At 57.5% G+C, this 24,898-nt stretch carries 21 protein-coding genes; 11 read left to right on the forward strand and 10 right to left on the reverse strand.

The window, feature by feature from the left end:
• The first annotated feature begins 42 nt into the window (after nt 1-42).
• A complete protein-coding gene (gene proC / locus IIA05_02585; GenBank protein MCH9025987.1) occupies nt 43-867 on the forward strand; it encodes a pyrroline-5-carboxylate reductase in 825 nt (274 codons plus the stop codon).
• Nucleotides 868-885: 18 nt separating this feature from the next.
• On the opposite strand, the gene IIA05_02590 is transcribed toward proC, so the two are convergent.
• The 4 genes from IIA05_02590 to IIA05_02605 are packed head-to-tail and all read right to left on the reverse strand — an operon-like array spanning nt 886 to nt 4,306.
• Nucleotides 886-2,724, reverse strand: coding sequence for a hypothetical protein (locus IIA05_02590; protein MCH9025988.1), 1,839 nt, complete (start codon nt 2,722-2,724; stop codon nt 886-888).
• Between the two features lie 39 nt (nt 2,725-2,763).
• Nucleotides 2,764-3,081 (reverse strand): hypothetical protein, encoded by a 318-nt coding sequence (locus IIA05_02595; GenBank protein ID MCH9025989.1) that lies wholly within the window; start codon nt 3,079-3,081, stop codon nt 2,764-2,766.
• Nucleotides 3,078-3,920 (reverse strand): redoxin domain-containing protein, encoded by an 843-nt coding sequence (locus IIA05_02600; protein ID MCH9025990.1) that lies wholly within the window; start codon nt 3,918-3,920, stop codon nt 3,078-3,080. Before IIA05_02600 ends, IIA05_02595 begins: the two co-directional genes overlap by 4 nt.
• Complete coding sequence (locus tag IIA05_02605) at nt 3,920-4,306, reverse strand: hypothetical protein (GenBank protein ID MCH9025991.1); 387 nt, start codon at nt 4,304-4,306, stop codon at nt 3,920-3,922. Before IIA05_02605 ends, IIA05_02600 begins: the two co-directional genes overlap by 1 nt.
• 109 nt (nt 4,307-4,415) lie before the next feature.
• Between IIA05_02605 and IIA05_02610 the strand changes: the two genes are divergently transcribed.
• A complete protein-coding gene (locus IIA05_02610) occupies nt 4,416-5,669 on the forward strand; it encodes a PQQ-dependent sugar dehydrogenase (GenBank protein MCH9025992.1) in 1,254 nt (417 codons plus the stop codon).
• A gap of 7 nt (nt 5,670-5,676) precedes the next feature.
• Here IIA05_02610 and IIA05_02615 read toward each other — a convergent pair whose 3' ends face one another.
• Nucleotides 5,677-6,624 carry an aldo/keto reductase family protein gene (locus IIA05_02615; protein MCH9025993.1) on the reverse strand — a complete coding sequence of 316 codons (948 nt, stop codon included), beginning with the start codon at nt 6,622-6,624 and terminating at the stop codon, nt 5,677-5,679.
• A gap of 197 nt (nt 6,625-6,821) precedes the next feature.
• Between IIA05_02615 and IIA05_02620 the strand changes: the two genes are divergently transcribed.
• Nucleotides 6,822-7,016 (forward strand): hypothetical protein, encoded by a 195-nt coding sequence (locus tag IIA05_02620; GenBank protein ID MCH9025994.1) that lies wholly within the window; start codon nt 6,822-6,824, stop codon nt 7,014-7,016.
• A 69-nt stretch (nt 7,017-7,085) separates the two neighbouring features.
• Here IIA05_02620 and IIA05_02625 read toward each other — a convergent pair whose 3' ends face one another.
• Nucleotides 7,086-8,501: a hypothetical protein gene (locus IIA05_02625; GenBank protein MCH9025995.1), complete on the reverse strand. Its 1,416-nt coding sequence runs from the start codon at nt 8,499-8,501 to the stop codon at nt 7,086-7,088.
• A 240-nt stretch (nt 8,502-8,741) separates the two neighbouring features.
• Here IIA05_02625 and IIA05_02630 point away from each other — a divergent pair, with 240 nt between their 5' ends.
• Together IIA05_02630 and IIA05_02635 are read left to right on the forward strand one after the other, a co-directional pair.
• Nucleotides 8,742-10,796 (forward strand): hypothetical protein, encoded by a 2,055-nt coding sequence (locus tag IIA05_02630; GenBank protein MCH9025996.1) that lies wholly within the window; start codon nt 8,742-8,744, stop codon nt 10,794-10,796.
• An 80-nt stretch (nt 10,797-10,876) separates the two neighbouring features.
• Complete coding sequence (locus IIA05_02635; GenBank protein ID MCH9025997.1) at nt 10,877-12,760, forward strand: M1 family metallopeptidase; 1,884 nt, start codon at nt 10,877-10,879, stop codon at nt 12,758-12,760.
• A 7-nt stretch (nt 12,761-12,767) separates the two neighbouring features.
• On the opposite strand, the gene IIA05_02640 is transcribed toward IIA05_02635, so the two are convergent.
• Nucleotides 12,768-13,268: a PaaI family thioesterase gene (locus IIA05_02640; GenBank protein ID MCH9025998.1), complete on the reverse strand. Its 501-nt coding sequence runs from the start codon at nt 13,266-13,268 to the stop codon at nt 12,768-12,770.
• A gap of 104 nt (nt 13,269-13,372) precedes the next feature.
• Here IIA05_02640 and IIA05_02645 point away from each other — a divergent pair, with 104 nt between their 5' ends.
• Nucleotides 13,373-14,548 carry an aromatic ring-hydroxylating dioxygenase subunit alpha gene (locus tag IIA05_02645; GenBank protein MCH9025999.1) on the forward strand — a complete coding sequence of 392 codons (1,176 nt, stop codon included), beginning with the start codon at nt 13,373-13,375 and terminating at the stop codon, nt 14,546-14,548.
• 2 nt (nt 14,549-14,550) lie between these two features.
• Nucleotides 14,551-15,429, forward strand: a complete 879-nt coding sequence (locus IIA05_02650; GenBank protein ID MCH9026000.1) for a hypothetical protein — start codon at nt 14,551-14,553, stop codon at nt 15,427-15,429.
• 95 nt (nt 15,430-15,524) lie between these two features.
• Here the strand turns inward: IIA05_02650 and IIA05_02655 are convergent, their stop codons facing one another.
• Both IIA05_02655 and IIA05_02660 read right to left on the reverse strand, forming a co-directional pair.
• The gene (locus tag IIA05_02655) at nt 15,525-16,628 is read right to left on the reverse strand and encodes a pyridoxal-phosphate dependent enzyme (protein ID MCH9026001.1); all 1,104 of its coding nucleotides are present in this window, start codon (nt 16,626-16,628) and stop codon (nt 15,525-15,527) included.
• A 4-nt stretch (nt 16,629-16,632) separates the two neighbouring features.
• Complete coding sequence (locus tag IIA05_02660) at nt 16,633-17,595, reverse strand: DMT family transporter (GenBank protein MCH9026002.1); 963 nt, start codon at nt 17,593-17,595, stop codon at nt 16,633-16,635.
• A gap of 207 nt (nt 17,596-17,802) precedes the next feature.
• On the opposite strand from IIA05_02660, the gene IIA05_02665 reads away from it, so the two are divergent.
• Nucleotides 17,803-19,377 carry a phage tail sheath family protein gene (locus IIA05_02665; protein MCH9026003.1) on the forward strand — a complete coding sequence of 525 codons (1,575 nt, stop codon included), beginning with the start codon at nt 17,803-17,805 and terminating at the stop codon, nt 19,375-19,377.
• A 14-nt stretch (nt 19,378-19,391) separates the two neighbouring features.
• Here the strand turns inward: IIA05_02665 and IIA05_02670 are convergent, their stop codons facing one another.
• On the reverse strand, nt 19,392-23,003 hold the full coding sequence (locus IIA05_02670; GenBank protein MCH9026004.1) for a hydantoinase B/oxoprolinase family protein: 3,612 nt from the start codon (nt 23,001-23,003) through the stop codon (nt 19,392-19,394).
• Between the two features lie 240 nt (nt 23,004-23,243).
• Between IIA05_02670 and IIA05_02675 the strand changes: the two genes are divergently transcribed.
• The 3 genes from IIA05_02675 to IIA05_02685 are packed head-to-tail and all read left to right on the forward strand — an operon-like array spanning nt 23,244 to nt 24,706.
• Nucleotides 23,244-23,678, forward strand: coding sequence for a hypothetical protein (locus tag IIA05_02675; GenBank protein ID MCH9026005.1), 435 nt, complete (start codon nt 23,244-23,246; stop codon nt 23,676-23,678).
• A gap of 15 nt (nt 23,679-23,693) precedes the next feature.
• Nucleotides 23,694-24,290 (forward strand): hypothetical protein, encoded by a 597-nt coding sequence (locus tag IIA05_02680; protein MCH9026006.1) that lies wholly within the window; start codon nt 23,694-23,696, stop codon nt 24,288-24,290.
• A gap of 20 nt (nt 24,291-24,310) precedes the next feature.
• Complete coding sequence (locus IIA05_02685) at nt 24,311-24,706, forward strand: hypothetical protein (protein MCH9026007.1); 396 nt, start codon at nt 24,311-24,313, stop codon at nt 24,704-24,706.
• The last annotated feature ends 192 nt before the right edge of the window (nt 24,707-24,898 follow it).

Below are 24,898 nucleotides of genomic sequence, written 5' to 3' on the forward strand. Positions count from 1 at the left end.
TCGCTATTACTTCAGGCAGGACAGCCCACAGGAAAAAGACTCGTGAATGACAAACTCAATATCGCGATACTCGGCGCCGGCAATATCGGCACGGCGATTGCCAACGGCCTGGCGAAGGCCGGGACGGTCAGTGCTGACAGGATCATGCTGACCCGCCGCAAGATAAATTTTCTGGACGATATGAAAGCGCAAGGCTTCGGCGTATGCGCGGACAACAAAGAGGCGATTGGCAAGTCGAATATCGTCATCGTGGCGGTCGAACCCCAGCAACTCGATGAACTCATGTCGGAGATCGGCCCCGAACTGAAAGCCGGCCGCCATATCCTGATATCGGTGGTGTCGGGCGTCGATCTCGCGCAACTCAGGCTAAAGATCGACGCCAAAGTCGAATGCGTCCGGGCGATGCCCAATACCGCGACCGCGGTACGCGAGTCGATGACTTGCCTTGCATCGGATGATAGTGGCGGCGCGGGAATCGCGGCGGCCAAGGCGATCTTCGGCAGCGTCGGCCAGACCCTGGTTATCGACGAGGAACTGATGGGTGCGGCCACGGCGCTGGGGGCCTGTGGTGTCGCGTTTTTCCTGCGCGCGATCCGGGCAGCCTCGCAGGGCGGCATCGAAATCGGTTTTCATGCCGAAGATGCGCTGGCGATTGCGGCGCAAACCGCGAAGGGGGCGGCGACCTTGTTGCTGGCCCACGAGAAACACCCCGAACGTGAAATCGACCGGGTCACGACGCCACGTGGCTGCACGATAGCGGGTCTCAACCAGATGGAGCACGAGGGTTTCAGCTCGGCGATGATCAAGGGGATCACGGTATCGGCGGAGAAAGCGAGCTGTTTGCTGGCCGTGGGAAAGGATGGTTGAGAAAGCTTCGGCCCTGCACTAATTCTTGTTCCAGACCTTATCTAGAAATATTGGCCAGCGCGGATCATCGTGCAGACCGGCGAGCAATGCATCGGTTTTGATCCAGACCAGACCCGGGTCTCTGACTTTCAGAGCGGTTTCCAGCCACTCGAACGCGGCCTCGAGATCGCCGGCATCGGCGTAGATTTCCGCGATCTGGTAGGCGTCTTTCTTGCCGTATTCGCGGATAAATTCATCGAGCGCTGCCGCCCATGCGTCCTGCTCGCCGGTTCGTCCGAGCACCAGTATCCTGCCGAAGTCACGAACCCAGTTCACCGGCTCTTTTTCATATTCAGCCATGGCATTGGCCAGGTTTCCCTGCAGCAGGTAGTTGTATGCGATGTTACCGTGAATTCGTGCGACACCCGGGTCGATATCGAGCGCATGGCGTTGCAACTCCATACTTTCATCGAATCTGCCGGCAATGGTCAGCGCGGATGCAAGGCCAGCGATAGAAAGTATGGATAATGGGTCCAGTTTGACCGCCTTCTCCAGGCATTCGAGCGCAAAATCTCTTTGACCATCCATCGCCATTTGCGCACCGTACCAATTCAGGGCGTCGATGTTGTTGGGTTCCAGTTCAAGGGCGCGCAGAAATGTGGCCTTGGAAGCTACCAGGTCGAAGCCATATGCCCACTGGCCCGCCCCCAATGCGATGTGCGCCTCGGCCAACTGATCGTCCAGTGCCAGTGCTCGCTCCGCATACCGGCGGGCGATGGCATATCCTTGTGCAAACTGCAGCGACTCGGTATAGGTCCCGGTCCAGCGCGCCTGACTTAATGAGAGTTGCGCCCACGCCGCTGCATAGTCTGGATCGATGGCCACCGCCTCGTGAAGAACCGCGATCGACTGTTGAATATTGTCGCTACTGACATGTTCGCGGAGATAGCGGCCACGCAGGTACAGGTCGTAGGCCTCGATATTGTCTGTTCCCCGTGAGCCGACGACTTTTTCACCGGCATTGCCAAAAAGCGTGACTTTCAGCGCCGCGGCAACCGAGGCCGAGATCTCGTCCTGGATCGCGAATATATCGTTCAGCTCGCGGTCAAAAGTCTCCGACCACAGGTGGAAACCGGTTTCGGTATCGATCAACTGGGCAGTGATGCGGACCATGGGCCCCGATTGCCTAACGCTGCCCTCGAGCACATGGGCGACGCCGAGTTGTTCGCCGATCAGTCGCAGATCCTTGTTCTCGCCCTTGAACTGGAATGACGATGTTCGGCCGGCAACCTTGAGCCCCGGCATCTTGGCCAGTACATTCAGCAACTCCTCGGACAGGCCATCGGAGAAATACTCGTTCTCGATATCACCGCTCATGTTGACGAACGGCAGCACCGCGATCGATTTTTCCGGCACCCTGGCGGGTGTTACCCCAGCCTGATCCGGGGCGCTGATACTAGCCACCTCATCCCCAGAGCCGCTCAGGACCAGCTTGTCGTACAGCAGGAATCCAACCGCAATCGCCAGCGCGCCGATGATCATGAAATCCAGTTTGCGGCCGGTCCGGGTCGTGATCGACTGACTGCGATCGACGTCTTTTTCTTTTTTCAGCCCTTCCGGCGTCATCTCGAACGCCCAGGCGAAGATCAGGGCGAACGGGAAACCGATGATAATCAGCGCCGCGGTGACGGAGATGGCCCAGTCCGGCACGTGGAGCGCGGGAAACATCACGTCCACGACCTGTATCGTGACCCAGGCGACGATGATATAAACCAGTGCAACCCGCGTTACATTGCGACGCATCAATTCCTTGAAAAAGTCTTGCATCGGCTGGCCCAAAACCACGACAGCGGCAAGCTTAGCAGAGCGCCGCCTCACCACCCAACGCCAGGGCAGGCTTTTTTTAGCCCTTTGCTGTCATACCAGGCAGTCCAAGCCATCCAGCAGCATGTGGATGAGCAGGCCAATACCAAGCAGCCGGAGCGGACGGACGAAAACGATAAGCGCATAGACCAGGATGGCCGGCCATTGGTGCAGCGGATGAAAGCCGATGCTGCAACGGGTCGGATCGTATACCGGTGACGCCAGCAGATGATCCAGATCGACCAGCATCGTGGCGAGCATGATCAGCCAGGCTTTTAACCAGTATTTCCGGAAAAACAACCAGGCGATCCCGCCGGGTACCGCGGCATGCAGGATCAGGTGGATCAGCCCGCTGGCCGTGACGTTGCTCAGAGCCCGTGTCGTTCCAGCACCCTGGCCAGGAAGCCGGGTTCGGCACGGTTACGGTAGTTTTCGGTCTCGTCGACATCCAGTACGGAGCCATCCGCGGCCAGCACGATGGTTGTCGGCAACACGGTGTCGGTGTCGTAGCCGAGAGCCTGCATCCCGGCAGGCAGCCCTTGGTCATGGTTGATGCCGAGTACGGTCGCGGCCTGATTATCGGTGTCTACCCAAAAATCGAAAGGGACGTCGAACCGGGCAGCCAGCTCGCGAGTTTTTCTGGCTGGCTGCGGGCTGATCAGCACGATGCGGGCGCGGTCGCCCAGCTCACGATAGGCTGCGGCGAGTTCTTTGACCTGGACTACGCAGAATGGGCACCAGTTGCCACGATAAAACATCAACAACGCAGGTTTGCCGAGCAAGTCGCGGCTGTATACCGGCTTGCCGTCCAGATTCAGCGCCGAAAATTCCGGCAAGGGTTGCCCATTTTCGATTCTCGATGCCGAGCGATCGAGACGGCTGTACCAGAATTGGTAGGTCGCGTACGCAGCCAGGCACAGTCCGGCCAAGCTGGCGGCAGCGAGCGAACCCGCTCTGAAAACCCAGTCAAACGCTGCGAGCAAGGCGCCTGATGCCATGGTCAGCGAAACCGGGGTCAGGCGGGCCTGGTCGGCGGGCAATTTCCTGCCCAGCATTACCAAACCCAGCACCAGCAGCATCGGCGCGGATGCGAGGAGGGCGCCCAGCCAGCCAGGTGAAAAACCGCCGCCAAGATGGATGACAGCCTGGATCGAGACCACGGTCAGCAGCGCAAAAAACGCCATGACAAAAACCGATTTGACGCCGTTCATCATTTGTCCGCCGTGAAGTAAAAAACGCTCATCGTCCAACGCGTGCGCGACGGTGCGTCGGGTACGATGGAGGCCTTGATGATTTCCTGGTAACGGCCGTCGATCCGGAATTCCAGCCGCGCGGAAACAGCCTCGCCGGCTCGTGTCGTTCCCGAAAAACGCAGACTGATCGTGCCTGGTACGCTGCGTTCTGCCAGGCGGGCATCGACGCGAATGGTATTGAAGTGATTTTCGTAGGCAATCCAGCCTTGCATGCATAGCTTTTTTTCTTCATCGCAAAAAAGCTTGTTCTTGACCAGGACAAAGGTGTGTGCATGCAATACTGGTGAGCAAAACAGCAGGATTGCGAGCAGCGTTCCACGCCAGATGCCTGCGGCACGGATCATGATAGTTTTCCGGTAACTCATGTTGGCCATTATAGACCGCACCTTTCAAAGCGAAGTTCTTTTTTGTTGTTAGAATCGGTTCCTTGATTCTGCAGGCTGGAGATCGGGCATGGATTTTTTGAAGAAAGCTTGTCTGAGCGCTGGCTTGCTTGTAGTGGTACAGGCGCATGCCGCCGATCCGGTGGAACTCGAACTGCCACCGGGATTCGAGGCGACGGTATTTGCCAGCGGCCTGGGGCGAGCGCGCCACCTCGTGGTTCGGGGAAACGGCGATGTCTACGTTACGATGCGTCGTAGCAAAGACGGCAAAGGCGTCATCGGCTTGCGCGACAATGACGGAGACGGCGTCGCCGACCTCCAGGCGGCCTTCGGTCATGCGGGCGGCACTGGCGTGGCCATTTATCGCGATTATCTTTTTTTCTCCTCGGATGACACTGTTTACCGGATGAAATTCGCCGATGATGAACTGGTGCCCGGCGGTGATTTGGAAGTCGTCGTGTCCGGGTTTCCGCGGCAAAGTTCACACGCGGCGAAGTCGTTGGCGATTGGCGCCGATGGCAGCCTGTTCGTGAACTCGGGGGCGCCGTCCAACGCTTGCCAGAAGCGTGCCCGCTCGGCCGGCTCGAAGGGGCAGAACCCCTGCCCGCAGCTGTTCCGCGGCGGCGGTATCTGGAAGTTTTCAGCGGATCGTCTGGACCAGGACCAGGTGGCCGATGGTCAGCGCTATGTGACCGGTATCCGCAATTCGGTGGCGTTGGCTTTCAACGACGCTGCTGGCGAGCTGTATTTCGTCATGCATGGGAGGGATCAGCTCGATAGCCTTTGGCCGCGGTTTTTCAGCGCCGACCAACGCGAGGAACTGCCAGCCGAGGAATTTCACCTGGCTCTTGAGAGTTCCGATTTTGGTTGGCCCTATACCTATTACGATGGTTTGATAAATCAGCGCATGGTGGGGCCCGAATATGGCGGGGATGGCAAAAAAACGGCGCCGGATGGCAAATACCCGGACCCGCTGGTGGCTTTCCCGGCGCACTGGGCGCCCAATTCGCTGGTTTTCTATGCCGGCAGCCAGTTTCCCGCCGAATACCACGGCGGTGCCTTTGTCGCGTTTCACGGATCCTGGAATCGCGCGCCGGGCCTGCAAGGGGGCTACGAGATTGCGTTTGTGCCGATGAAAGAGGGGAAACCGTCCGCGGAATGGCGCACCTTTGCCGATGGTTTCATGGGCGACAGACCGATTCGAAATCCAGCGCAGGCGAAGCACCGGCCGGTCGGTCTTGCGGTCGGACCGGATGGCAGCTTGTATATCAGCGACTCGACCGGCGGGACCATCTGGAAAATTTCTTATTCAACTGCGGATTGAAGACAACTCAGCGCTGGATGATGCCCGCCAATGCCTCGTCGATTGCGGTCAGCGTCTCGTCATCGAGTTGAATTCCTGAAGCGGCTGCGTTTTCCTCAACCTGCTCGGGTCTCGATGCACCGACTATCGCGGACGCGACATTGGGTTCACGCAATACCCAGGCCAGCGCAAGCTGGCTCAGGCTCATTCCGAGTTCGTCCGCAAGCGGGCGCAGATTGTCGACGGCGTCAAACAAGGAGTCGTCAAGCAAGCGCTCCATGAACTGGTTCATCAATGGATTGGCTGCCCGCGAGTCGGCAGGTAATTCACTGCCGGGCTTGTACTTGCCAGTCAGTACTCCTTGTCCCAGCGGTGACCAGACGATCTGGCCGATACCGTTTTCCCTGCACAAAGGTATGACTTCTGCTTCAGGGTCCCGCCAGATCATGGAATATTGTGGTTGGCTGGATACAAAGGGCGCGACACCGTCAATATTCATGGCGGCCTGAATTTGTGGCGCGGTCCACTCGCTGAATCCGATATAACGCGCCTTACCGGCTTCCACCACTTCGTTCAAGGCCTGCATGGTTTCTTCCAGCGGTGTGTCGGGATCATAGCGATGGCACTGGTACAGATCCACGTAGTCAGTACGCAAGCGCTGCAAAGAATCGTTGATTTGTTTGTGAACCTGCTCTGCGGAAAGCCCGCTGTCGGTGTCGGTCATCGGGAAGTACAACTTGGTCGCCAGGACATAGCTATCCCTGGAGCGACCCACCAGCGCTTCGCCCAGGAAAGTCTCCGCCGCGCCCTTGCCGTAAACATTGGCGGTATCGATAAAATTAATGCCGCAATCGAAGGCTGCCGCCAGGCAGTTCCGGGCGCTGTCTGATGCCACGCCGACACCGTAGGTCAGCCACGAACCCAGCGCGATTTCCGAAACCTCCAGTTCGCTGTTTCCCAGTTGTCTGTATTGCATGTTCCTGATCCTTATTGGCATTTTGCGTGCCGGACGCGGCCGGGACGAAGAATGATCCATTTTCTTTTAACATAAACCAGATGATTCAATTTAACCATGGTTCCGAAGACCTTATTTGGTGCGGGAGCAGCGGCTTTTTTTCCATATTGTGCGCTGACTCACAGAATACATTGGGTGGCCGGATGTAGTCTGAGCCCATGCGCAAAAAGTATTACACACATTTTTTGCTTAACGAGCGGCAGGGTAGTTGCAGCGAATACAGTGGTGTCGTTGAGATAAACCGGCTTGCCCAGCACGAATTTGAAGGCGAAGAAATAAAGACGCTGCTGGCACAGAATTTCGACCTCGAGGCAGAGGAAGTCACCGTACTCGACTGGTCACGATTGCATTAGATTCGAATTAGCCCATGATCCCCTTAGGCTAACTTGCCCCCGATTTATCGGGGGCTTTTTTTTGCCTGCCTAATGCACGATGTCGGCGTTTGGACGCGAGGGGTTGCGCAGGGTCTTTAGGAAAGCGATCAGTTCTTCCTGCCGGCGCACATCCATGGACAAAAAACGATCGCGTGCCCATTCCGCATCGCCGCCGTGTGAGGTGATCGCCTCCTCAAGGGTCAGCGCCCGGCCGTCATGCATATAGGGCGCGGTATCGGCAACGCCCCACAGCTTGGCGGTAATATACTCGCGGTTTTGCTGTTTGCTGGCCGCCGAAAAATCTTCCGCGAGGTCCGGACCCATGTCGTGTCTCTTGAGATCCGAAAACATGGAAACCTCCACGCCGCCGCTCGATGGTTTGAAGCCCATGGGTCCTCGACGAAGATCGACCCGGTAATACACGTTGTCGGAAGGGGCGTCATCGACGACCGGAAAACTGAAGTCAAGCCAGGGGTTTTCCGTGGTCATCATTGGTCGATGGCAGTCGCTGCAGCCTGCTGCATGGAAACTGGCGATTCCTTTTCTCGCCGCACGCCGGGCGCGCAACCGCACCGGGGTGTCCTGGGTAGCGACAAAAATCTCCAGTGCACTCATCTCGCCGATGAGAACCTCGTCGGTAACACCGTCGCCATCATCATCGACACCGGGTCCGAATATCTCGACTGGCTGCATGCCCATGTGAAACATCATGGCGCCCTGGCTAAATTGCCTGAGCGTGGCGAATTGACCTTTGCGCCCGAATGGCCTGACCACCAGGTCGGCATCGATGCCCTGGACACCGGAAGTATCCAACTGACCATGGTTATCCGCAGAAATTTCGCCGAAATACACACCCTTGCTCGACAGCCTGATTGTCTGACCCGGGTTTTCCAGCGCTGTTGACTTCAGTGCTTGCAAATCCGCGGTCATTTCCTGGCCAATCGCCTGTACTCCGCCGCTGCCGAATAGCGAATTCGAGTTAATCAGCCGGCCATCGAAGCTGGCCTCGCCCCTGAGTAAATCGTCTGCCACATCGATGACTCGCGGCATAAACATCACGGAAGCGGACATGCCGCCAGCGCCGCCAATGCCAAAAATCGTGGGGACCGTGTCCGTGCTGACCAGATTGTGGCACTCGACACAGGTCTGGGCATCCAGGCCATTGACCCGCAAAAAGGTGCCGTTACCTTGTAATGTCGGCCGACCGCCGGGTGTAGTGGCGTCAGCCAGGTTCTGTGGACCGTCTCCAAACCCGTGGGCATGGTTGAATGGCGTTGCAAAAATCGCCAGACCTGCTTTCCGAAGCTGGTTCAGGCTCAGGTTCCCACTGACGATCTGGTCCTGGGTAATGCGCGGGCCGTCCGGGCCGAAGGTCTCGTCGTCAGGCGGTTTTTCTGACAGGACAGTCCGAGGCAGGAAGAGGGCCAGAATAATGGATAATAATGCGCTGCTTGTCTTGGGCATGGCTGGATGGCACCGTAGTTTTTTTGTAATTCTGCAGAAGAAATTTATGTGTTTTAGCGGCGCGATTCAAGTTGAAATACGGCCAGTCCGCATTATGTCAATCAGTACGGATACTGTTCGGGCAGGCCGGATTTGTCGTCGGAGAGCCCGGGTTATACACTCCCGGGTCGCCGCGCCAGTTCGGCCAGGCGTTATTGGCCTGGGGAATCATCGTAATTTAAAACTATTGGCGGGACCCATATGAAAATCAAATTCTTGCATATACCCGGATTCATACTATGCATCTTCACCCTTGCCGCCTGTACCCAGGAAATGGATCAGTCTGCGGTGGCCGAACAGGCGCTGACCCTGGGTATCGAGACCGCTAATTTCGACACGACGGTGCGGCCACAGGACGATTTTTACCGCTATACGAATGGAACCTGGCTGAAAAATACACAAATTCCGGAAGACAAGTCGAATTACGGCAGCTTTACCGCGCTGGCTGACGAGGCCGAGGAAAATCTGCGGGTTTTGATCGAGGAAGCCGCAGCCGACGAAAAAAAGGAGCCCGGCAGCGATGCACAGAAAGTCGGCGATTTCTATTTGAGCTTCATGAACGAAGAAGCCGTTGAGGCGGCCGGAACAACCCCGTTGGACCAACCGTTGGCACAAATTGACCGGATTCAAAGCAGCGCAGACGTTATCGCCTATATCGGCGCCAGCCAGCGCAAGGGTCTGGCCAATCCGTTCGTGCTTTTTGTCAACCAGGACTCCAAGGATTCGACGGTGTATGCCGCTTTTATGCACCAGACCGGTCTGGGACTTCCCAATCGCGACTATTATCTTGAAGACGATGAGAGATTTGTCACCCTGCGCGCGAAGTATCGCGATTACGTGGGGACGATGTATGAGCTGGTCGGGCTCGAAGGCGGCGCAGCAGCCGGGCAGACGGTCATGGACATGGAGACGGCGATTGCCGAAGCGCACTGGACGAAAGTACAGAACCGTCAGCGTGACAAGCTATACAACCCGTACAATGTCAGCGGCGCAAACGAATTGACCCCCGGCCTTGACTGGAATATTTTTCTCGCCGAGGCCGGACTAGACCCGGCACGGGATTTTATCGTCCGCCAGCCGAGTTTTTTTACCGCACTGGGAAAAATGATTGCGCAAACCCCGGTCGATGACTGGAAGACCTATTTCCGGTTCAAGTTGATCGATTCGGCGGCGCCTTTCCTGAGCGCGGCGTTTGTCGAAGCATCCTTCGACATGCACCGGCGGGCGGTACAGGGTGTCGAGCAGAATCAGCCGCGCTGGAAACGCGCCGTCCAGGCGACCGACGGCAACGTAGGCGAACTGGCAGGAAAAATGTATGTGGCGAAACATTTCTCGCCCGCAGCCAAGGGTCGCATGAACGAAATGATCGAAAACCTGCGCATGGTTTTCAATGAGGCGATCGATGAACTGGAGTGGATGGGCGAGCTGACCAAGGAACAGGCGCAGGACAAGCTGGCGAAATTCAATACCAAGATCGGTTATCCGGACAAGTGGCGGGACTACTCGACTCTGGAAGTCGTTGCCGGCGATCTCGCGGGTAACATCCTGCGCTCGAACGCAAGCCAGTACGACCGCATGATCGGCAAGCTGGGTGGGCCTATCGACCGAAGCGAGTGGTTGATGACGCCGCAGACGGTTAATGCCTATTACAACCCGCCGATGAATGAAATCGTATTCCCGGCGGCTATCCTGCAACCGCCGTTCTTCAATGTAGCAGCGGACGATGCGGTCAACTACGGTGCCATCGGCGGCGTAATCGGCCACGAGTTCAGTCACGGCTTCGATGACCAGGGGCGTAAAACGGATGGCGATGGCAACCTGCGCGACTGGTGGACCGAAGAAGACGCGGCCGAGTTTACGGCGCGGGCGCAGGGCCTGGTTGACCAATATGCCGCATACAGCCCAATGGAAGGCGAATACCTCAACGGCGAGCTGACCCTGGGCGAGAACATCGGCGACCTCGCCGGCCTGACCATGGCCTATCGCGCCTACCAGCACTCGCTCGGCGGCAAGGAAGCGCCGGTTATCGATGGATTCACCGGCGACCAGCGCTTCTTCCTTGGCTGGGCGCAGGTCTGGGCGCGCAAGTACCGTGACCAGGAGTTGCTGCGCCGCCTGAAAGTCGATCCGCATTCGCCCAGCGAATACCGGACCAATGGCACGGTTTCGAATATCCCGGAATTCTACGCTGCATTCGATGTGCAGGAAGGCGATGGCATGTATATCGCCGAAAAGGATCGGGTGAAAATCTGGTAGTCTCCGGTCAGTTGAAAAAGTAGTTTAGTCCTGAACCCGGCAGATTCTTGAGAGTCTGCCGGTTTTTTCGAGGTGTCAATATGTTGCCAAAGCTTAGCTTTGCATTGATTGGAGCGCTGCTCCTGTCTTCCTGCACTCAGGATGCCTACGATCCCGGTCGCGATTACTTTTCCTTTGCCAATAGCGATCAATTTGTCACCCGTCATCTTGACCTTGATCTCACCGTGGACTTCGATGCCAGGCAATTGGCGGGTAGTGTTCGTTTGTCCATGGAACGACTCGATCCGGCGGCGAGGGAACTGGTGCTCGACAGCCGTGCGCTGCATATCGAAAGTGTGAGCGTAGCTTTGCCGGATGGTTTGGAATGGGATGCCGGATTTCGGATCGGCGCCAGTGACAAGATTCTGGGTGAGCCCCTGACCATCAGTTTGCCCGACGGCTTTGATCCGGATCCGGCATTCAGCGTGACAATTCACTACCGGACAGACCCGGGCGCCACGGCGCTGCAATGGCTGCCGCCGGAGCTTACCGCGGGCGGCAAACACCCGTTCCTGTTTTCACAGTCGCAGGACATACATGCACGGAGCTGGGTACCGTTGCAGGACACGCCATCGGTGCGGGTCAGTTATGCCGCCACGATTCGAACCCCGCCCGAGCTGCTGGCATTGATGAGCGCCGAAAACGATCCGTTGACGGTACGCAGCGGAGAGTATCGCTTCGAAATGCCGCAGCCTATACCCAGCTATTTGCTTGCGATCGCCGTCGGCGATCTTTTCTTCGCGCCATTGGGGCCGCAAACAGGCGTATATGCCGAACCGGAAGTACTGGCGGCGGCGGCGTATGAGTTTGCCGATACCCAGCACATGCTGAATGCGGCAGCCGAAATGTATGGCGACTATCAGTGGGGCCGTTATGATTTGCTTATTTTGCCGCCCAGTTTTCCTTATGGCGGCATGGAGAATCCCAGGCTCTCATTTATTACGCCTACTATCCTCGCCGGCGATCGCAGCCTGGTTTCGCTGATCGCCCACGAGCTTGCCCATTCTTGGTCGGGAAACCTGGTCAGCAACCAGACCTGGCGCGATATCTGGTTGAACGAAGGCGTAACCAGCTACCTGGACAAGCGCCTGATGGAAGTGCTTTTTGGCAAAGAACGAGCTGACGAAGAACGGGTCATCGATTACCGGGAATTGATCGAGCAGCTCCCCGATATCAAGCCCGAGATGCAGGCCCTGGCGCCGAGGCTCAGCCGCGAGGACATCGAGAAAACGCGGGGCACGGTGTATTACAAGAAAGGCCAGCTCTTGCTGGAATACCTGGAACATGCATTCGGTCGGGATGTTTTCGACGAATTCCTGGCCGCCTACTTCGCTCATTTCCGGTTTCAGGCCATTACCAGTGAACAGTTTCTTGGCTATCTGAAGGAGAACCTCCTGGACCGGTATCCTGGCAAGGTCAGTCAGGCGCAGGTGGAACAATGGCTTTATCAGCCGGGCCTGCCGGAAGACGCGGTGATTCCGCAATCTGAATCGCTGCGTAGAGCCGCCGATCTGGCATTACAGTGGGCGGGTGGCGAAGTCTCCCTTGAGTCGGCGCCACTTGCGGACTGGAGTTCTCATGCCATCGTGCATTTCATTAACTCGCTGCCGGATACGCTCAGCAACGAGCAGCTAATGGAGCTGGATCAGGGAAATGGCTTGAGTTCAACGAGGAACGCCGAAATCAGTCGAGCCTGGTTCATCCAGGTGGCCAAACGCAGATACCAGCCTGCTTACGAGTCGATGCGGCAGCACCTGATCCGGTACGGGCGGATGCGGCTGGTGGTGCCGGTATACAAGGCTTTGGTCGAAAACGGTCAGGACCAGGCGCTGGCGGAAGAAATTTTTGCCCTGGCGAAGCCCGGCTACCACCCGATAACGATCATGGCCGCGGGGTCGGTGTTGGGCGATACGGCCGGCCAATAGGCCACTGCTACCAGCGCAATTCGTCGGCGCCTTCCGCGGCGGTTGCGAGCGCCACCATGCCGCTTGCCATCGCACACAGGCGGCCTTCGCTAAACAGGTTTCCCTCGACAAAACAAACGCTGTCGGATCGTTTCAGCGCAACCGCGTATGCGGTGACCGTCGGTCCATGAATCGCGCGGATAAATTTGATCGACAATTCAACCGTGCCCGCCGGCTGACCCAGATAATGAACGGCCCCGGCGACACCCAGCGATGCATCCAACAAGCCGGCCACCACGGCGCCGTTGACGTAGTCGCTGCCCAGCCCGCCCAGATGCTGTGGCAGGATCTCCGTAAGCACGACCTTGACGACGGTATCGTCGCTGATATCGAGTTTACTGCCAAAAGCGACCATGGCCGGCAAGGCGTTGAAATCCCGCTGCCACTGATAACGCTGGTTTTCATCCATGGGGATGGCTTTGCCCCGCGCCTTGAGGCTTTGAATCGATGTTTTCTCTTTAATGTCCATCGTTTGCTGCGATTGCGTGGACCAGGCAGGCTGGCAGCCGTATTCTGACACGAGAGATTGCCTCAGTCACCGTGCTTTTGGGTCAAACCCTGGTGGAAAAATCGATGAATCAACCTGGACAAAGTTCGCCTGGCAATCAGATCAGCATGAGCCTGCCGGCCTGGACCTATAGGCATGCGGAGTTTTTTGAACTGGAAAAACAACGCATATTCAGGCGTTCCTGGCAGGTCGTTTGCCATGTATCGGACATCCCGGAGCCGGGCGATTATTTTCGCTTCGATTTCCTCGATGAACCTCTGGTCGTTTTGCGAGACAAGCGGCGAGCTGTGCGGGCTTTTGCCAATGTCTGCCGTCACCGGGCAGCGAGGCTGCTGGATGGTGAAAATGGCAGCATGCGCGGAAGCTGTAGCGATGGACTGATCCGTTGCCCATACCACGCCTGGACTTATGACCTGGATGGCCGGTTGGCCCATATGCCCCATGAGGGGTCTTATCAGGGCTTCCGGAAACAGGATTGCCGTCTGCCGGAAATTGCTGCCGATATCTGGATGGGGTTTATTTTTGTCTCGCTGGAACCGGCCACGCCAACTGTCGGCGAGATCATGGCGCCATTTGACGAAAGCCTGTCCCCGTTACGCATGGATCAGATGAAAGCACTGGGCCGGGTTAGCCTGAGGTCGCGCAAGGTCAACTGGAAAAACGTTGTGGACAATTATGTAGACGGTCTGCACATCAATGTGGCGCACCCGGGTTTGCGCGGCGTCGCCGGCAAGAATTATCGCTTGAGCGCCGGTGAGCATGTTCAGCACATTCAGTCGCAATTGCATGACAGCGGGTCGCTCGGCTGGTCCGAGCGCATGTATTTGAAAGTGCTGCCGGAGCGTGCCGACCTGCCCGCTGAGCGTCGCCGGCTGTGGGAATATTTTCTGCTGTGGCCGAACACGGCATTCGATATTTACCCGGACCAGGTGGACTTCATGCAAATGTTGCCGCTTAGCTCCGGGGAAACCCTGATTCGCGAGATTTCCTATGCCCTGCCCGATGAATCGCGGGAAATGCGGCTGGCCCGCTACCTGAACTGGCGGGTCAACCGGAAAGTCAACGCGGAAGACAAGGACCTGACCGAGAGAGTGCAGCACGGCATGGGCAGCAGCGGTTTCAAACAAGGGCCGCTCGCGAGCAATGAAGTCTGTCTCAGGTTATTTGCCGACAAAATTCGCAGTATTTTGCCCGTTGCAAAGCTGGCCGAGGAACCGGCGGGGCCTCTGGCACCGGAATAGACATGGAGTTGTCCGTGCGCAACGAATGGGGTTCGATCGATACGCTGTTGATGCGGCATCCAAGGGAGGCCTTTGCAAACCAGGCGCAGATAGACCGGCAATGGCAGGCGCTCAATTACCGTGCCGCCCCGGATTTTGTGGTCGCGTGCCGGGAATTCGATGCCTTGCTCGAATTGTTGGCGCCGAGAGTCAACAAGATTGAACTGTTGCCGGTCGATGGCAGCAGTATCGATTCGTTGTATCTTCGTGATTCCAGCGTCTTATGCGATGCGGGTTCCATCCTTTGCCGAATGGGCAAGAAAAACCGGGCCGGTGAACCACCCGCAGTTGCAACCTGGCTAAGTGAAAATAGCCACGAGATAGCGGGCAGGATTGTCGATGATGGGCTGCTCGAAGGTGGCGATCTGCTCTGGCTCGATGAGCGTACCGTTGCTATCGGTCAGGGTTATCGGAGCAATCTTCAAGGCCTTGAGCAGTTTTCAAAATTCGCCGGCAATGATGTCGATGTGATTGCCGTACCTTTGCCGCATTGGAAGGGGCCAACCGACGTATTGCACCTGATGTCCGTGATCAGTCCGCTGGACCGGGATCTGGCCCTGGTTCATTCGCCACTGATGCCGGTGGTTTTCCGCGAGTATCTTTTGTCGCGGGATATTCGGCTGCTCGAGGTTCCCGCAGCGGAATATCCGGAACTCGCCTGCAATGTGCTGGCGCTCGGGCCCCGATTGTGCCTGATGGTATCGGGCAATCCGCTGACCCGGGCTTTACTGGAAAAAGCCGGCTGTGAAGTCCTGGTTTTTTCCGGCGACGACATTTGCCGGAAGGGGGAAGGAGGGCCGACCTGCCTGACCCGGCCATTGCGGCGTGCAGCGACCCGATGACGACGCCGATGGCCTCGGCATCGAGCGATGCCGATATTGCAGACCTGGCTGCATTTTATGCGGCCCAGTCCTGCAAAAAAGAATTTATCGATAAATTAAGTACTTGGCCCGGCTAGCGGTCTGTCCTGGCCGGGCTTCTCGGTGTTTGCAATATATTTCTGCAGACCGGGGTCCAGCCGAGTCGGGTCCAGGCCGCTGGCTGGCGGCAGGGCTCTCGAGTTGGCGGTGTTCCAGAACAGGACATTTGCCGCCAAGGCCCGATCGAGCAGGTCATCGTTCAGTGCCGCCAGGGTTTTGCCTGTGTAGGTGTCCTCCAGCTTCAAACCCAGCTCGCGGCCGATTGCGACGGCTTTCCTGCCTTCAGGGGTGCTGCGCGCATATCCCGCACCGAGATATCGCTGGCGTATATCGAATCGCTCCGGGTCGAACGGCAGATCCGGGAAATTATCGTCGTATTTCCTCAGGCGCATGACCGTGCGCCGCCACAGCGATTCCAGCACGCGCGGATTCGCCACTGACTCATCGACAACTCTGACCGCGACGATGCGGCTGTCGAGCCTTGCGGCGGCAAGACCCAGCCCCAGCCCTGCGACACTGCCGGTCGTACCCATCGCCATATAGATGAAATCGGGCTCCGCCAGCAAACCCTGTTCGATTTGCATGCGGAGTTCGAATGCCGCGCTGACAAAACCTGTTGCACCGGTTGCGTTTGAACCGCCGGCGGGGATGATCAGCGGATAAACGCCGGTTCTCTTTTTCTCGCGCCTGAGTTCTATGATTGCCGCTGTCGCCTGTTCGCTAATGTCTGGATAATCGCAGGTTCGCGCGCCGCTGCGCGCCACGGCGGCAAGATTGGCCGCAAGATAAGATGTGGCGGGTTGCCGGGAAAGAATCGCGATGCAATCGAGGCCGAGTTTTCTACTGCAGCGCGCGGTTGCCAGCACGTGATTTGAACCCGCCACGCCGAAGGTCATGACGGCCTTGCGATTTTCAGCGAGCGCACGACCGAGCAGAAACTCCAGTTTGCGCATCTTGTTGCCGCCGTACAGCGGGCTGCTCAGGTCATCGCGCTTGATCCAGACCCGCTTGCCAGGTTGTCCCGGCCAGCCTCGCCGGGTAATCGGCGTAGGCAGATTGGTCAGCGAGACCCAAGGCAGACCGCCGCCCAGACCCGGGTAGTATTCAAACAAGGCTGCCACCTCTTCAGCTTACCTTGTCGGCTTGCCCCCGCTCCATTTTTTTCGTGTTGTTCCGGCGGCCGCCCATGGCGGTTACGATCGAACCGCCGACCACCAGGACGGCGCCTGTCAGAGCCAGCGCTCCAAGGTTCTCGCTGGCCAGCCGGTCGGGAAACGAGCGACTGTAGATTTCGGCAAAAGACAGGGTCAGCAGTGGCGTAATCGCAAGGATCGCGCTGACCCTGGTCGCCTGCCAGTGATTCAGTGCTTCGGCAAAAGCGCCATAGGCGACCAGGGTATTGACGGAAGCCAACAGCAGCAGACCCAGCGCAAAACCGTTTATTTCGAATATTGCCGAAGGACGCGCCCAGGGCCAGAACAGCAACATCGACGCACAATAGAGCAGGAACATGATCTGGTTCGATTTCAGGTGCCGCAGCAACTGTTTCTGCGCCAGCGCGTATGCCGCCCAGCTTGCAGATGCCACCACGACCATCAGCACGCCGCTGGTATAGGCGCCGAGACCGGTGAACATCTCGGCTAGCCGATCATTGAAAAACAAACCCATGCCGCTCGTCAGGATCAGTACGCCGATCCACTGCCGACGTTCGAATCGTTCGCCGAAGAGCAGCAGCCCCCCTGCCATCAGCATGATGGGTGCCAGTTGTATGACGACTTGTGCGGTCCCGGGGCTGACCAGATTCAGGCTCAGAAGATACAGCAGGTAGTTGCCGGTCAGCCCGACAACCGCGATCAGCAGCAACCAGCGGGCGTTTGTCGACAGGCTGCCGATGGCGGGAAACCTGGCCGTTGCCCCGAGATATACTCCGACCACCAAGGCTGCGATCAGGAATCGATACCAGGTGATGGTGGCCGCATCCATATGCGCGAGCAAAAGTTTCAGCACGATCGGCAAAACGCCCCACATCGAAACCGTGGTGAGCGACAACAGCAGACCCAGTCGCCATCGTCCGGTCGTTTGATGCATGGTTTTATTCCTGACAGTTCGCGAAAAGCAGAAAGCTTATTCCTGTGTCCGGCCGGAAGCCACCCGGTGCATGGTTTTTCTTCGCTGTCGGCGGTTATGCAGGTTTGAGTGATTTAGAGATTCACCGGTTTCCCGGGTCGTGATCGAAAATCAACACATCGTGTGTTAATTTGTCCGGGTCCACACTATTGGCTATCGGAGCAAGCCGTGCCTGACCGCTATACGCCGGGCATCCTGGTTGAAGAATCAGTTGCGCCAGAGCAGGCTATTGAAAATGCCGCCGCCGCGATCACTGCTTTCGTTGGCCGCACCTTGCGCGGACCGCTTGATCTGCCCACCGAAATCAATAGTTTCCGCGACTTTAACGAGGTTTTCGGTAGTCTCTGGCGTTCGAGTCCGCTGTCTTTCTCGGTCGAGCAATATTTCTTACAAGGTGGCCGGAAGGCGATTATCGTTCGTGTTATCAATGGCGGAAGCAGCGCCACAATAGAAATTCCGTGCGGCGAGGAAATGCTGACGCTCGAGGCCAGGTCGCCGGGTGCGCACGAAGCACTGCGCGTATCGATCGATTACGACAATATCGAAGACAGTAACGAGCAGCTTTTCAATATTGTCATTCAGCGATTGCGTGACCAGCGCTCGACCATCGTCGCGGACCAGGAAATTTACCGCTGTGTCGGGATGACAGAAAACGACAGCGGGAATATTGCCAATGTCCTGCTCGATTCAGATCTGATGCGGGTCGTTGGCGAGGTGCCTTCGCAGCGGCCCGACCGGACCGTAAAAAATAGCGCGTTGGCGGAAGTGGCTTACCTGGGGGTGTCAGCGAAGGGGAGCGACGGTAGTGAAACGACCGATTACGATCTGATCGGTTCGGCCGCAGAGGCCACCGGCATGCACGCTCTGCAGAAAGTGCCTTGTTTCAATTTTCTCGTGTTACCGGCGCATGCGCGCGGCGAGGGACCGGGCCCGGTCGCGTTGCTGGCTGCGGCACGATTGTGCCGGCAGCGTGGAGCGATATTGCTGACCGACCCCGATGCGGCATGGAGCAACCCGGCCGACGCGATCGCCGGTATCAGGCGACTGAATTTTGCCAGCGACAATGCCGTGATGTTTTATCCCTGGCTAAAGACGATCAATCGGCTGACCGGTAGAATGGAAGATTTCCCGCCATCCGGTGCAATGGCAGGCTATCTGGCGCGTGGTTCGGCCGATGGCAAAGTCTGGCGAAAGCCGGAGGAAACCCAGGTTCTGCTGCGCGGTGGGATACGCATTTCCCGGATCGTGCCGGATGACCAGGCCGTTCACCTGCGGGCGTTGGGGGTCAACGTTCTCAGCAAGCATGGTTCGCTCGTGCAAACCGGTTCCGAGCTGATGACCCTGGGTCCGGGTCCGGGCGGCAGCCGGTCGCTGCGCGCCAGGCGGGTCTTGCAACAGTCCATCGAAAGCATTCGCCAGGGAACCCGCTGGATAGTGTTCCAGAAAAACGATGAGTACCTGTGGAAAAAGGTTCGTCTCCAGGTGGAGGCCTATCTTGCCAAAATACACCGTGAGGGAGCTTTCCCCGCCGGCAAGCAGAGTCAGGCCTGGTTCGTCCTGTGCGGGCCCAAGACCCACAGCGAAATCGATCTCGTGGAAGGCGCACTGAACATCATCGTAGCCCTTGCCCCCGTTCGGCCCGGTCAGTTCCTTGTTTACCGGATCCGTCATCTGATTGGCCGATCGGATGTGACCCGGGTCATCGGCCTGGAACTGGAAAGCATTAATTATCTGAGCGGCTGAACAACCGCAGCCTGCTAGTCCGGAATACCATAGCCACCACCGCCTGGCGTGTCGATAATCAGGATATCGCCGGGTTCGACCTGGAAACTTGCGGTAGCGTCGAGCCGGACTAAATCGCCGTTTGCTTTTTGCAGGCTGTTTCTGCCGGCAGCGGCATCTGCCCCACCCGCCAGGCCGGATGGTGCGGTTTTGCGATGACCGGAAAGTATCGCCGCCGTCATGGGTCGCAAAAACTCCAGGCTGCGATGCGCACCATTGCCGCCACGATACTTCCCATCGCCGCCGGATTTTTCGCGAATCGAAAATTCACGTACCCGCACGGGGAACCTGCTCTCGAGAACTTCAGGATCTGTCAGCCTGGAATTCGTCATGTGGGTGTGGATCGCATCGGTGCCATGAAAACCATCGCCGGCGCCGGACCCACCGCAGATTGTTTCGTAGTATTGCCATCGCGAATCGCCAAAGGTCAGGTTGTTCATCGTTCCCTGTGCGGCTGCCTGCAAATTCAGGGCGCCGTATAGCACGTCGACGATGCACTGGGAGGTTTCCACGTTACCGGCGACCACCGCCGCCGGGTATTCCGGCGCGAGCATACTGCCTGCCGGTATTTTGATCGCCAGCGGTTTCAGGCAGCCCTCGTTGAGCGGGATCTTGTGATCGACGAGGGTTCTGAACACATACAATACAGCCGCGGTACACACCGATGCCGGCGCATTGAAGTTGTTCCCGGCCTGCGGCGAGGTCCCTGCGAAATCGATAATTGCGCTGCGCTTTTTTTTGTCCACGCAGATCGCAACCCGTATCGTCTGCCCGGTATCCATGACCGACGAGTAGCTGCCGTCCTTGAGGTTGCTTATTGCGCGCCGAACGGACTCCTCGGCGTTGTCCTGGACATGCTCCACATAGGCCTGCACGGTGGCCAGTCCATAGTGGTCGATTACGTTGCCGAGTTCCTGCAGGCCACGCCGATTTGCCGCGACCTGTGCCTTGAGGTCCTCGATATTTTGTTGCGGGTTTCGCGCCGGCCATTCGCCGCTGCCTAGCAGATTGAGCAACCGGGCCTCATCGAGTTTCCCGTCCCTGACGATCCTGAGGTTATCCAGCAGCGCGCCTTCCTGTTCGATCCGGGTGCTGTCCGGTGGCATCGAGCCCGGTGTGATGCCGCCGATATCGGCATGATGTGCGCGCGATGCCAGGTAGAAAACAGGCTTTGCACGGTCAAACCAGACCGGCGTGACCACAGTAATATCGGGCAAATGGGTGCCGCCGGCATAGGGCGCATTGAGCGCGAAACTGTCGCCTGGCTGCATCTCCGCCGCGTGCTTTGCGACCACCGTGGCGACACTGGCGCCCATGGACCCCAGGTGTACCGGCATGTGTGGAGCGTTCGCCACCAGCCCGCCCCCTTCATCGAACAAGGCGCAGGAGAAATCCAGCCGCTCCTTGATGTTGACCGAATGCGCCGTGTTACGCAGCACCACACCCATCTGGGTCGCGATATGCATGAACAGGTTGTTAAAGACCTCCAGCATGATCGGGTCTGCGCCGGTGACCGCGCAGCCGTCTGCCGGCTTGACTTTTTCATCGCTCCTTTCCAGTTGAAGATGTCCGTCATCGAGAACGCTGGCTCGCCACCCGGGATCGACCACCGTGGTCGCAGAATCATCGAAAATCACTGCCGGGCCATCGATTGCACAGTCAGCCCCCAGGTCAACGCGGTCGAACCAGTCAGCGGTTTGCCAGCCGCCCGGGCAATAAAAGGGCAACTGCGCGACCGCATCCGGCAACGGTGATGCCGCCAATAACGCTGGCTGGATGTTTTCCGGTTCACCGATGGATTCGACGGCAAGGTTTTCGATGACCACGGCCTGGCCGGAAACCGAAAAGCCGTAGTGCGCGCGATGAGCGCTTGCGAAATCGTTTTTCATCGCGACCGGATCGGACCACGGTACCGTCAATACACTGTCGGAGCCCTGGTAGCGAAGCTGCGCCTGGCATCGGGTTTGCACACTCCTGCCTGCCGCTTGCTGCGCGGCGACTGCTGCGCGTGACTGCCGGGTCAACTGCTCAGCGAGCGGCTGCAGGGCGGCCAGCGATTCCTCGTCGAGAACGGTCGCAACGGTCTGTTGCCGCAGATCGCGGATTTCGGCCAGCCCCATACCCAATGCCGACAACACACCGGCCTGGGGGTGAATCAAAATCCGGCGCATGCCGAGGCTGTCTGCAACCTGGCAGCAAAGTTGCCCGCCGGCGCCGCCAAAGCAATACAGGGCGAACTCCTGGGCGTCGTGACCACGCTGGACGCTGACCGTCTTGATCGCGTTCGCCATATTTTCGACGGCGACAGTCAGGAATCCTTCCGCGACTTCTTCCACGGATTTTTCCCCGCCAGTTCCTGTGCTGATCTGACTGGCGAGTTCAGCGAAGGCCTTGCGGGTCGCGTCGAGATCCAGCGACTGATTGCCGGCAGGGCCAAAGACCATCGGGAAAAATTTTTCGCTCAATCTGCCCAGCAGCAAATTGGCGTCGGTAACGCACAACGGGCCATTCCTGCGGTAACAGGCTGGCCCCGGGTCGGCGCCCGCGGATTCCGGGCCAACCTGAAGTCGATCGTCGCGAAAGCGCAGACGCGATCCGCCGCCGGCGGCGACGGTTTCGATACGCATCATCGGCGCCCGCATTCGTACGCCGGCGACCTCGGTCTCGTAGACTCGTTCATAATCGCCGGCATACAGCGAGACATCGGTAGAAGTGCCACCCATGTCAAAAGCGATCAGCCGGTCGCAACCGGTGGCGGTACCCGCTTTTGCCATGGCCACCACGCCGCCGGCAGGACCCGACAGGATGCTGTTGCGGCCATGAAAGCGATGCGCTTCGGTCAGCCCGCCGTGGCTTTGCATGAACAGCAGGCGCATATCCGGATTCTTTTGGGTTAGCGCATCGTCTATCCGATCCACGTAACGCCTGAGCAGTGGCGTCAGGTAGGCATCGACCACGGTGGTATCGCCGCGTGACACCAGTCTGATCAGCGGCGCAGATTCGTGCGACACCGAGATCTGCGCGAAGCCGATGCGCGCCGCGATCGCCGCGATGGTTTTTTCATGGTCGGGGTAACGGTAACCATGCATCAGCACGATGGCGAGTGCCTTGAGGCCCTGTTCAAAAACCGCTTCGAGTTGTGCCTGAACCTTTTCCTGGTCCAGCGGCATCAGCAGTGTGCCATCGGCCGCCACGCGTTCGGCGATTTCGACGACCCGGCTATAAAGCATGTCGGGTAATACGATTTCCCGGGCAAAAATATCGGGGCGGTTCTGGTAACCGATACGCAGCGCATCGCCAAAGCCTTGCGTAATAATCAGCGCGAGCGGTTCACCCTTGCGCTCCAGCAAGGCGTTGGTCGCGACCGTCGTGCCCATTTTGACCGCGCCTAGCGGATGTGCCCTGAACGCAATGTTTGCAGAGTCATCGAGTACCCGCCGGATACCCTCCAGCGAAGCATCTGCATACCGATCATTTTCGGACAACAATTTTAGCGTCTGGATGCGCCCATCGGGCCTTTGCGCAACTACGTCGGTAAAGGTGCCGCCGCGGTCGATCCAGAATTGCCATTTTTTCTCTTCAGTCATCGATTTTTGAACTACGAAAGACGCTGGTCCGGCCAGAGGCGATCAGGTTAGCACCTGCGCAATACGAATGTGCCGGTTCAGCCTTCGTTCAGCTTTCGCAGCTTAAATTCAGATTATTCATGAAAGACACAGGAGATTCCGACATGTTCAGCCCATCACGCGACAATCTGTATTTTGGAAAAGAGACCCAAGAGAAGGATTTGTTATACTGATCAGCCCAAATATGCCGGGAGAAAAATCATGAACAGAATTGTGTCAGGCGTATCTGTTCTTTCTGTGGCGGTCATTTTAGTTGGCTGTACGGCGAGCTCACATGTACAGGATGTTCGCGCTGATAATGCGACTCGCCTTACCGTCGGGACGGTACAAAGAGAAATCCGGATTGGTATGTCGGCTACTAATGTCGCCGAGGCTTTGGGTTCGCCGAATATCGTGACTACCGATGGGGATCGCCAGGAAACCTGGATCTACGACAAGATATCGAGCGAAGTCGCTTATTCCAGAAGCAGCGGCACGGTCGTCGGCCTGATTTTCGGTAATAGCGCTGCGGGCCTGGGTGCTGGCAGCAAGTCGGCGGGTGCCACAGCGTCATCCCAACGCACACTTACCGTGATCATAAAGTTTGATGGCGACAATTTGGTTCGCGACTTTTCATACCACACTTCGCGCTTTTAGTACGGCGCCAGTCCCTTGATTTTTGCCGATAGCTGGGCCAAGAGTAGGGCCAATAGCAGGTTCGTGCTCCCGGCCTTTGGTCTGCTGGCCGTCCTTTTCCTGACTGCTTGTGCAGCAAAAGGAATGCCGGAGGGCGCGCTGAGGTTGCAGGAGAGCACACTGGACCTGAGAAACATCCAGACGAGAACATTTTCCGCTGATTCCGAAATAGAGATCCTGGCCGCGTCTATCGCGGTGTTGCAGGATATGGAATATAGTATAGATGAAATCGAACGGCCGCTCGGCGTATTGAGCGCCTCCAAACTCGTTGACGCCGATTCATCCAGTCAAAAGACCGGTTTGTTTTTTCTCGACCTATTGTGCGCGATGACAGGTAGCAGCGAATGTGATTCGTCGACTTATGCCGATGACTCGCAAAAAATAATGCTCACAATGGTGGTGACTCCCAGTCTTGCCAATGAAAACGACTTCGTTACGCGGGTGACGCTCCAGCGCGTCGTTTTTGATAAGCAGTCCCGGGTGAACCTCAGGGAAAAAATTGTCGATCCGGAAATCTACCAACAAATTTTTGACAACCTTTCAAAATCGCTCTTTTTGCAGGCAAACGAATGACAATCACTTTCAGGCCATACATGTTGACGCTGGTTTCCTTACTCGCAGCCGGGTGCGCTACTGTCCCGCCGGACGTCATTGGTAGCGGCACCCAGCTCGAAATCCGGCAAATGCAGACCAGGGAGTACGATACCCTGGACAAGCAAATGACCATGCGTTCGGTCATTTCGACGCTTCAGGATCTGGGTTTTCTCATCGATAAGGCGGATTTGAGTCTGGGAACGATAACCGCTACCCGCCTGCATCAATACGAGATGCGAATGACGATCACGGTCAGGGAAAAGGGGGAAAGTCGGGTCGCCGTTCGAGTTAGTGCCCGCATCGGGGAGAAAAATGTGGCCAATCCGAAAACCTATCAAGATTTTTTTGTGGCTTTGGACAAGGCGATGTTCCTAACTCTTCACAAGGTTGACTGAGGCTCTACTATATTGAATGTCCGCTTGCGGCCGAGGCTGTGTGAAAACCCGAATTCGAAAAAGATGGTGGTAAAGCCTTACCGAATACACTCGCTTCAAGCTCCAATTTGGGCTGTCAGATCGTTGTCTGATCGCTGCACATTATCAAAGTGAAGCGCTGTCCCATCGGTCGCCAAAACTGATGATTTTTCA

It is taken from the genome of Pseudomonadota bacterium, from assembly GCA_022572885.1.
Taxonomy (GTDB): Bacteria; Pseudomonadota; Gammaproteobacteria; order Steroidobacterales; family MnTg04; genus MnTg04.

What these genes read in the sequence shown, in the direction of transcription:
- IIA05_02600 (MCH9025990.1), bottom strand. Translation starts at nt 3,920, where the DNA reads ATGAACGGCGTCAAATCGGTTTTTGTCATGGCGTTTTTTGCGCTGCTG.
- IIA05_02605 (MCH9025991.1), bottom strand. Translation starts at nt 4,306, where the DNA reads ATGATCCGTGCCGCAGGCATCTGGCGTGGAACGCTGCTCGCAATCCTG.
- IIA05_02610 (MCH9025992.1), top strand. Translation starts at nt 4,416, where the DNA reads ATGGATTTTTTGAAGAAAGCTTGTCTGAGCGCTGGCTTGCTTGTAGTG.
- IIA05_02615 (MCH9025993.1), bottom strand. Translation starts at nt 6,624, where the DNA reads ATGCAATACAGACAACTGGGAAACAGCGAACTGGAGGTTTCGGAAATC.
- IIA05_02620 (MCH9025994.1), top strand. Translation starts at nt 6,822, where the DNA reads ATGCGCAAAAAGTATTACACACATTTTTTGCTTAACGAGCGGCAGGGT.
- IIA05_02625 (MCH9025995.1), bottom strand. Translation starts at nt 8,501, where the DNA reads ATGCCCAAGACAAGCAGCGCATTATTATCCATTATTCTGGCCCTCTTC.
- IIA05_02630 (MCH9025996.1), top strand. Translation starts at nt 8,742, where the DNA reads ATGAAAATCAAATTCTTGCATATACCCGGATTCATACTATGCATCTTC.
- IIA05_02635 (MCH9025997.1), top strand. Translation starts at nt 10,877, where the DNA reads ATGTTGCCAAAGCTTAGCTTTGCATTGATTGGAGCGCTGCTCCTGTCT.
- IIA05_02640 (MCH9025998.1), bottom strand. Translation starts at nt 13,268, where the DNA reads ATGGACATTAAAGAGAAAACATCGATTCAAAGCCTCAAGGCGCGGGGC.
- IIA05_02645 (MCH9025999.1), top strand. Translation starts at nt 13,373, where the DNA reads ATGAATCAACCTGGACAAAGTTCGCCTGGCAATCAGATCAGCATGAGC.
- IIA05_02650 (MCH9026000.1), top strand. Translation starts at nt 14,551, where the DNA reads ATGGAGTTGTCCGTGCGCAACGAATGGGGTTCGATCGATACGCTGTTG.
- IIA05_02660 (MCH9026002.1), bottom strand. Translation starts at nt 17,595, where the DNA reads ATGCATCAAACGACCGGACGATGGCGACTGGGTCTGCTGTTGTCGCTC.
- IIA05_02670 (MCH9026004.1), bottom strand. Translation starts at nt 23,003, where the DNA reads ATGACTGAAGAGAAAAAATGGCAATTCTGGATCGACCGCGGCGGCACC.
- IIA05_02675 (MCH9026005.1), top strand. Translation starts at nt 23,244, where the DNA reads ATGAACAGAATTGTGTCAGGCGTATCTGTTCTTTCTGTGGCGGTCATT.
- IIA05_02685 (MCH9026007.1), top strand. Translation starts at nt 24,311, where the DNA reads ATGTTGACGCTGGTTTCCTTACTCGCAGCCGGGTGCGCTACTGTCCCG.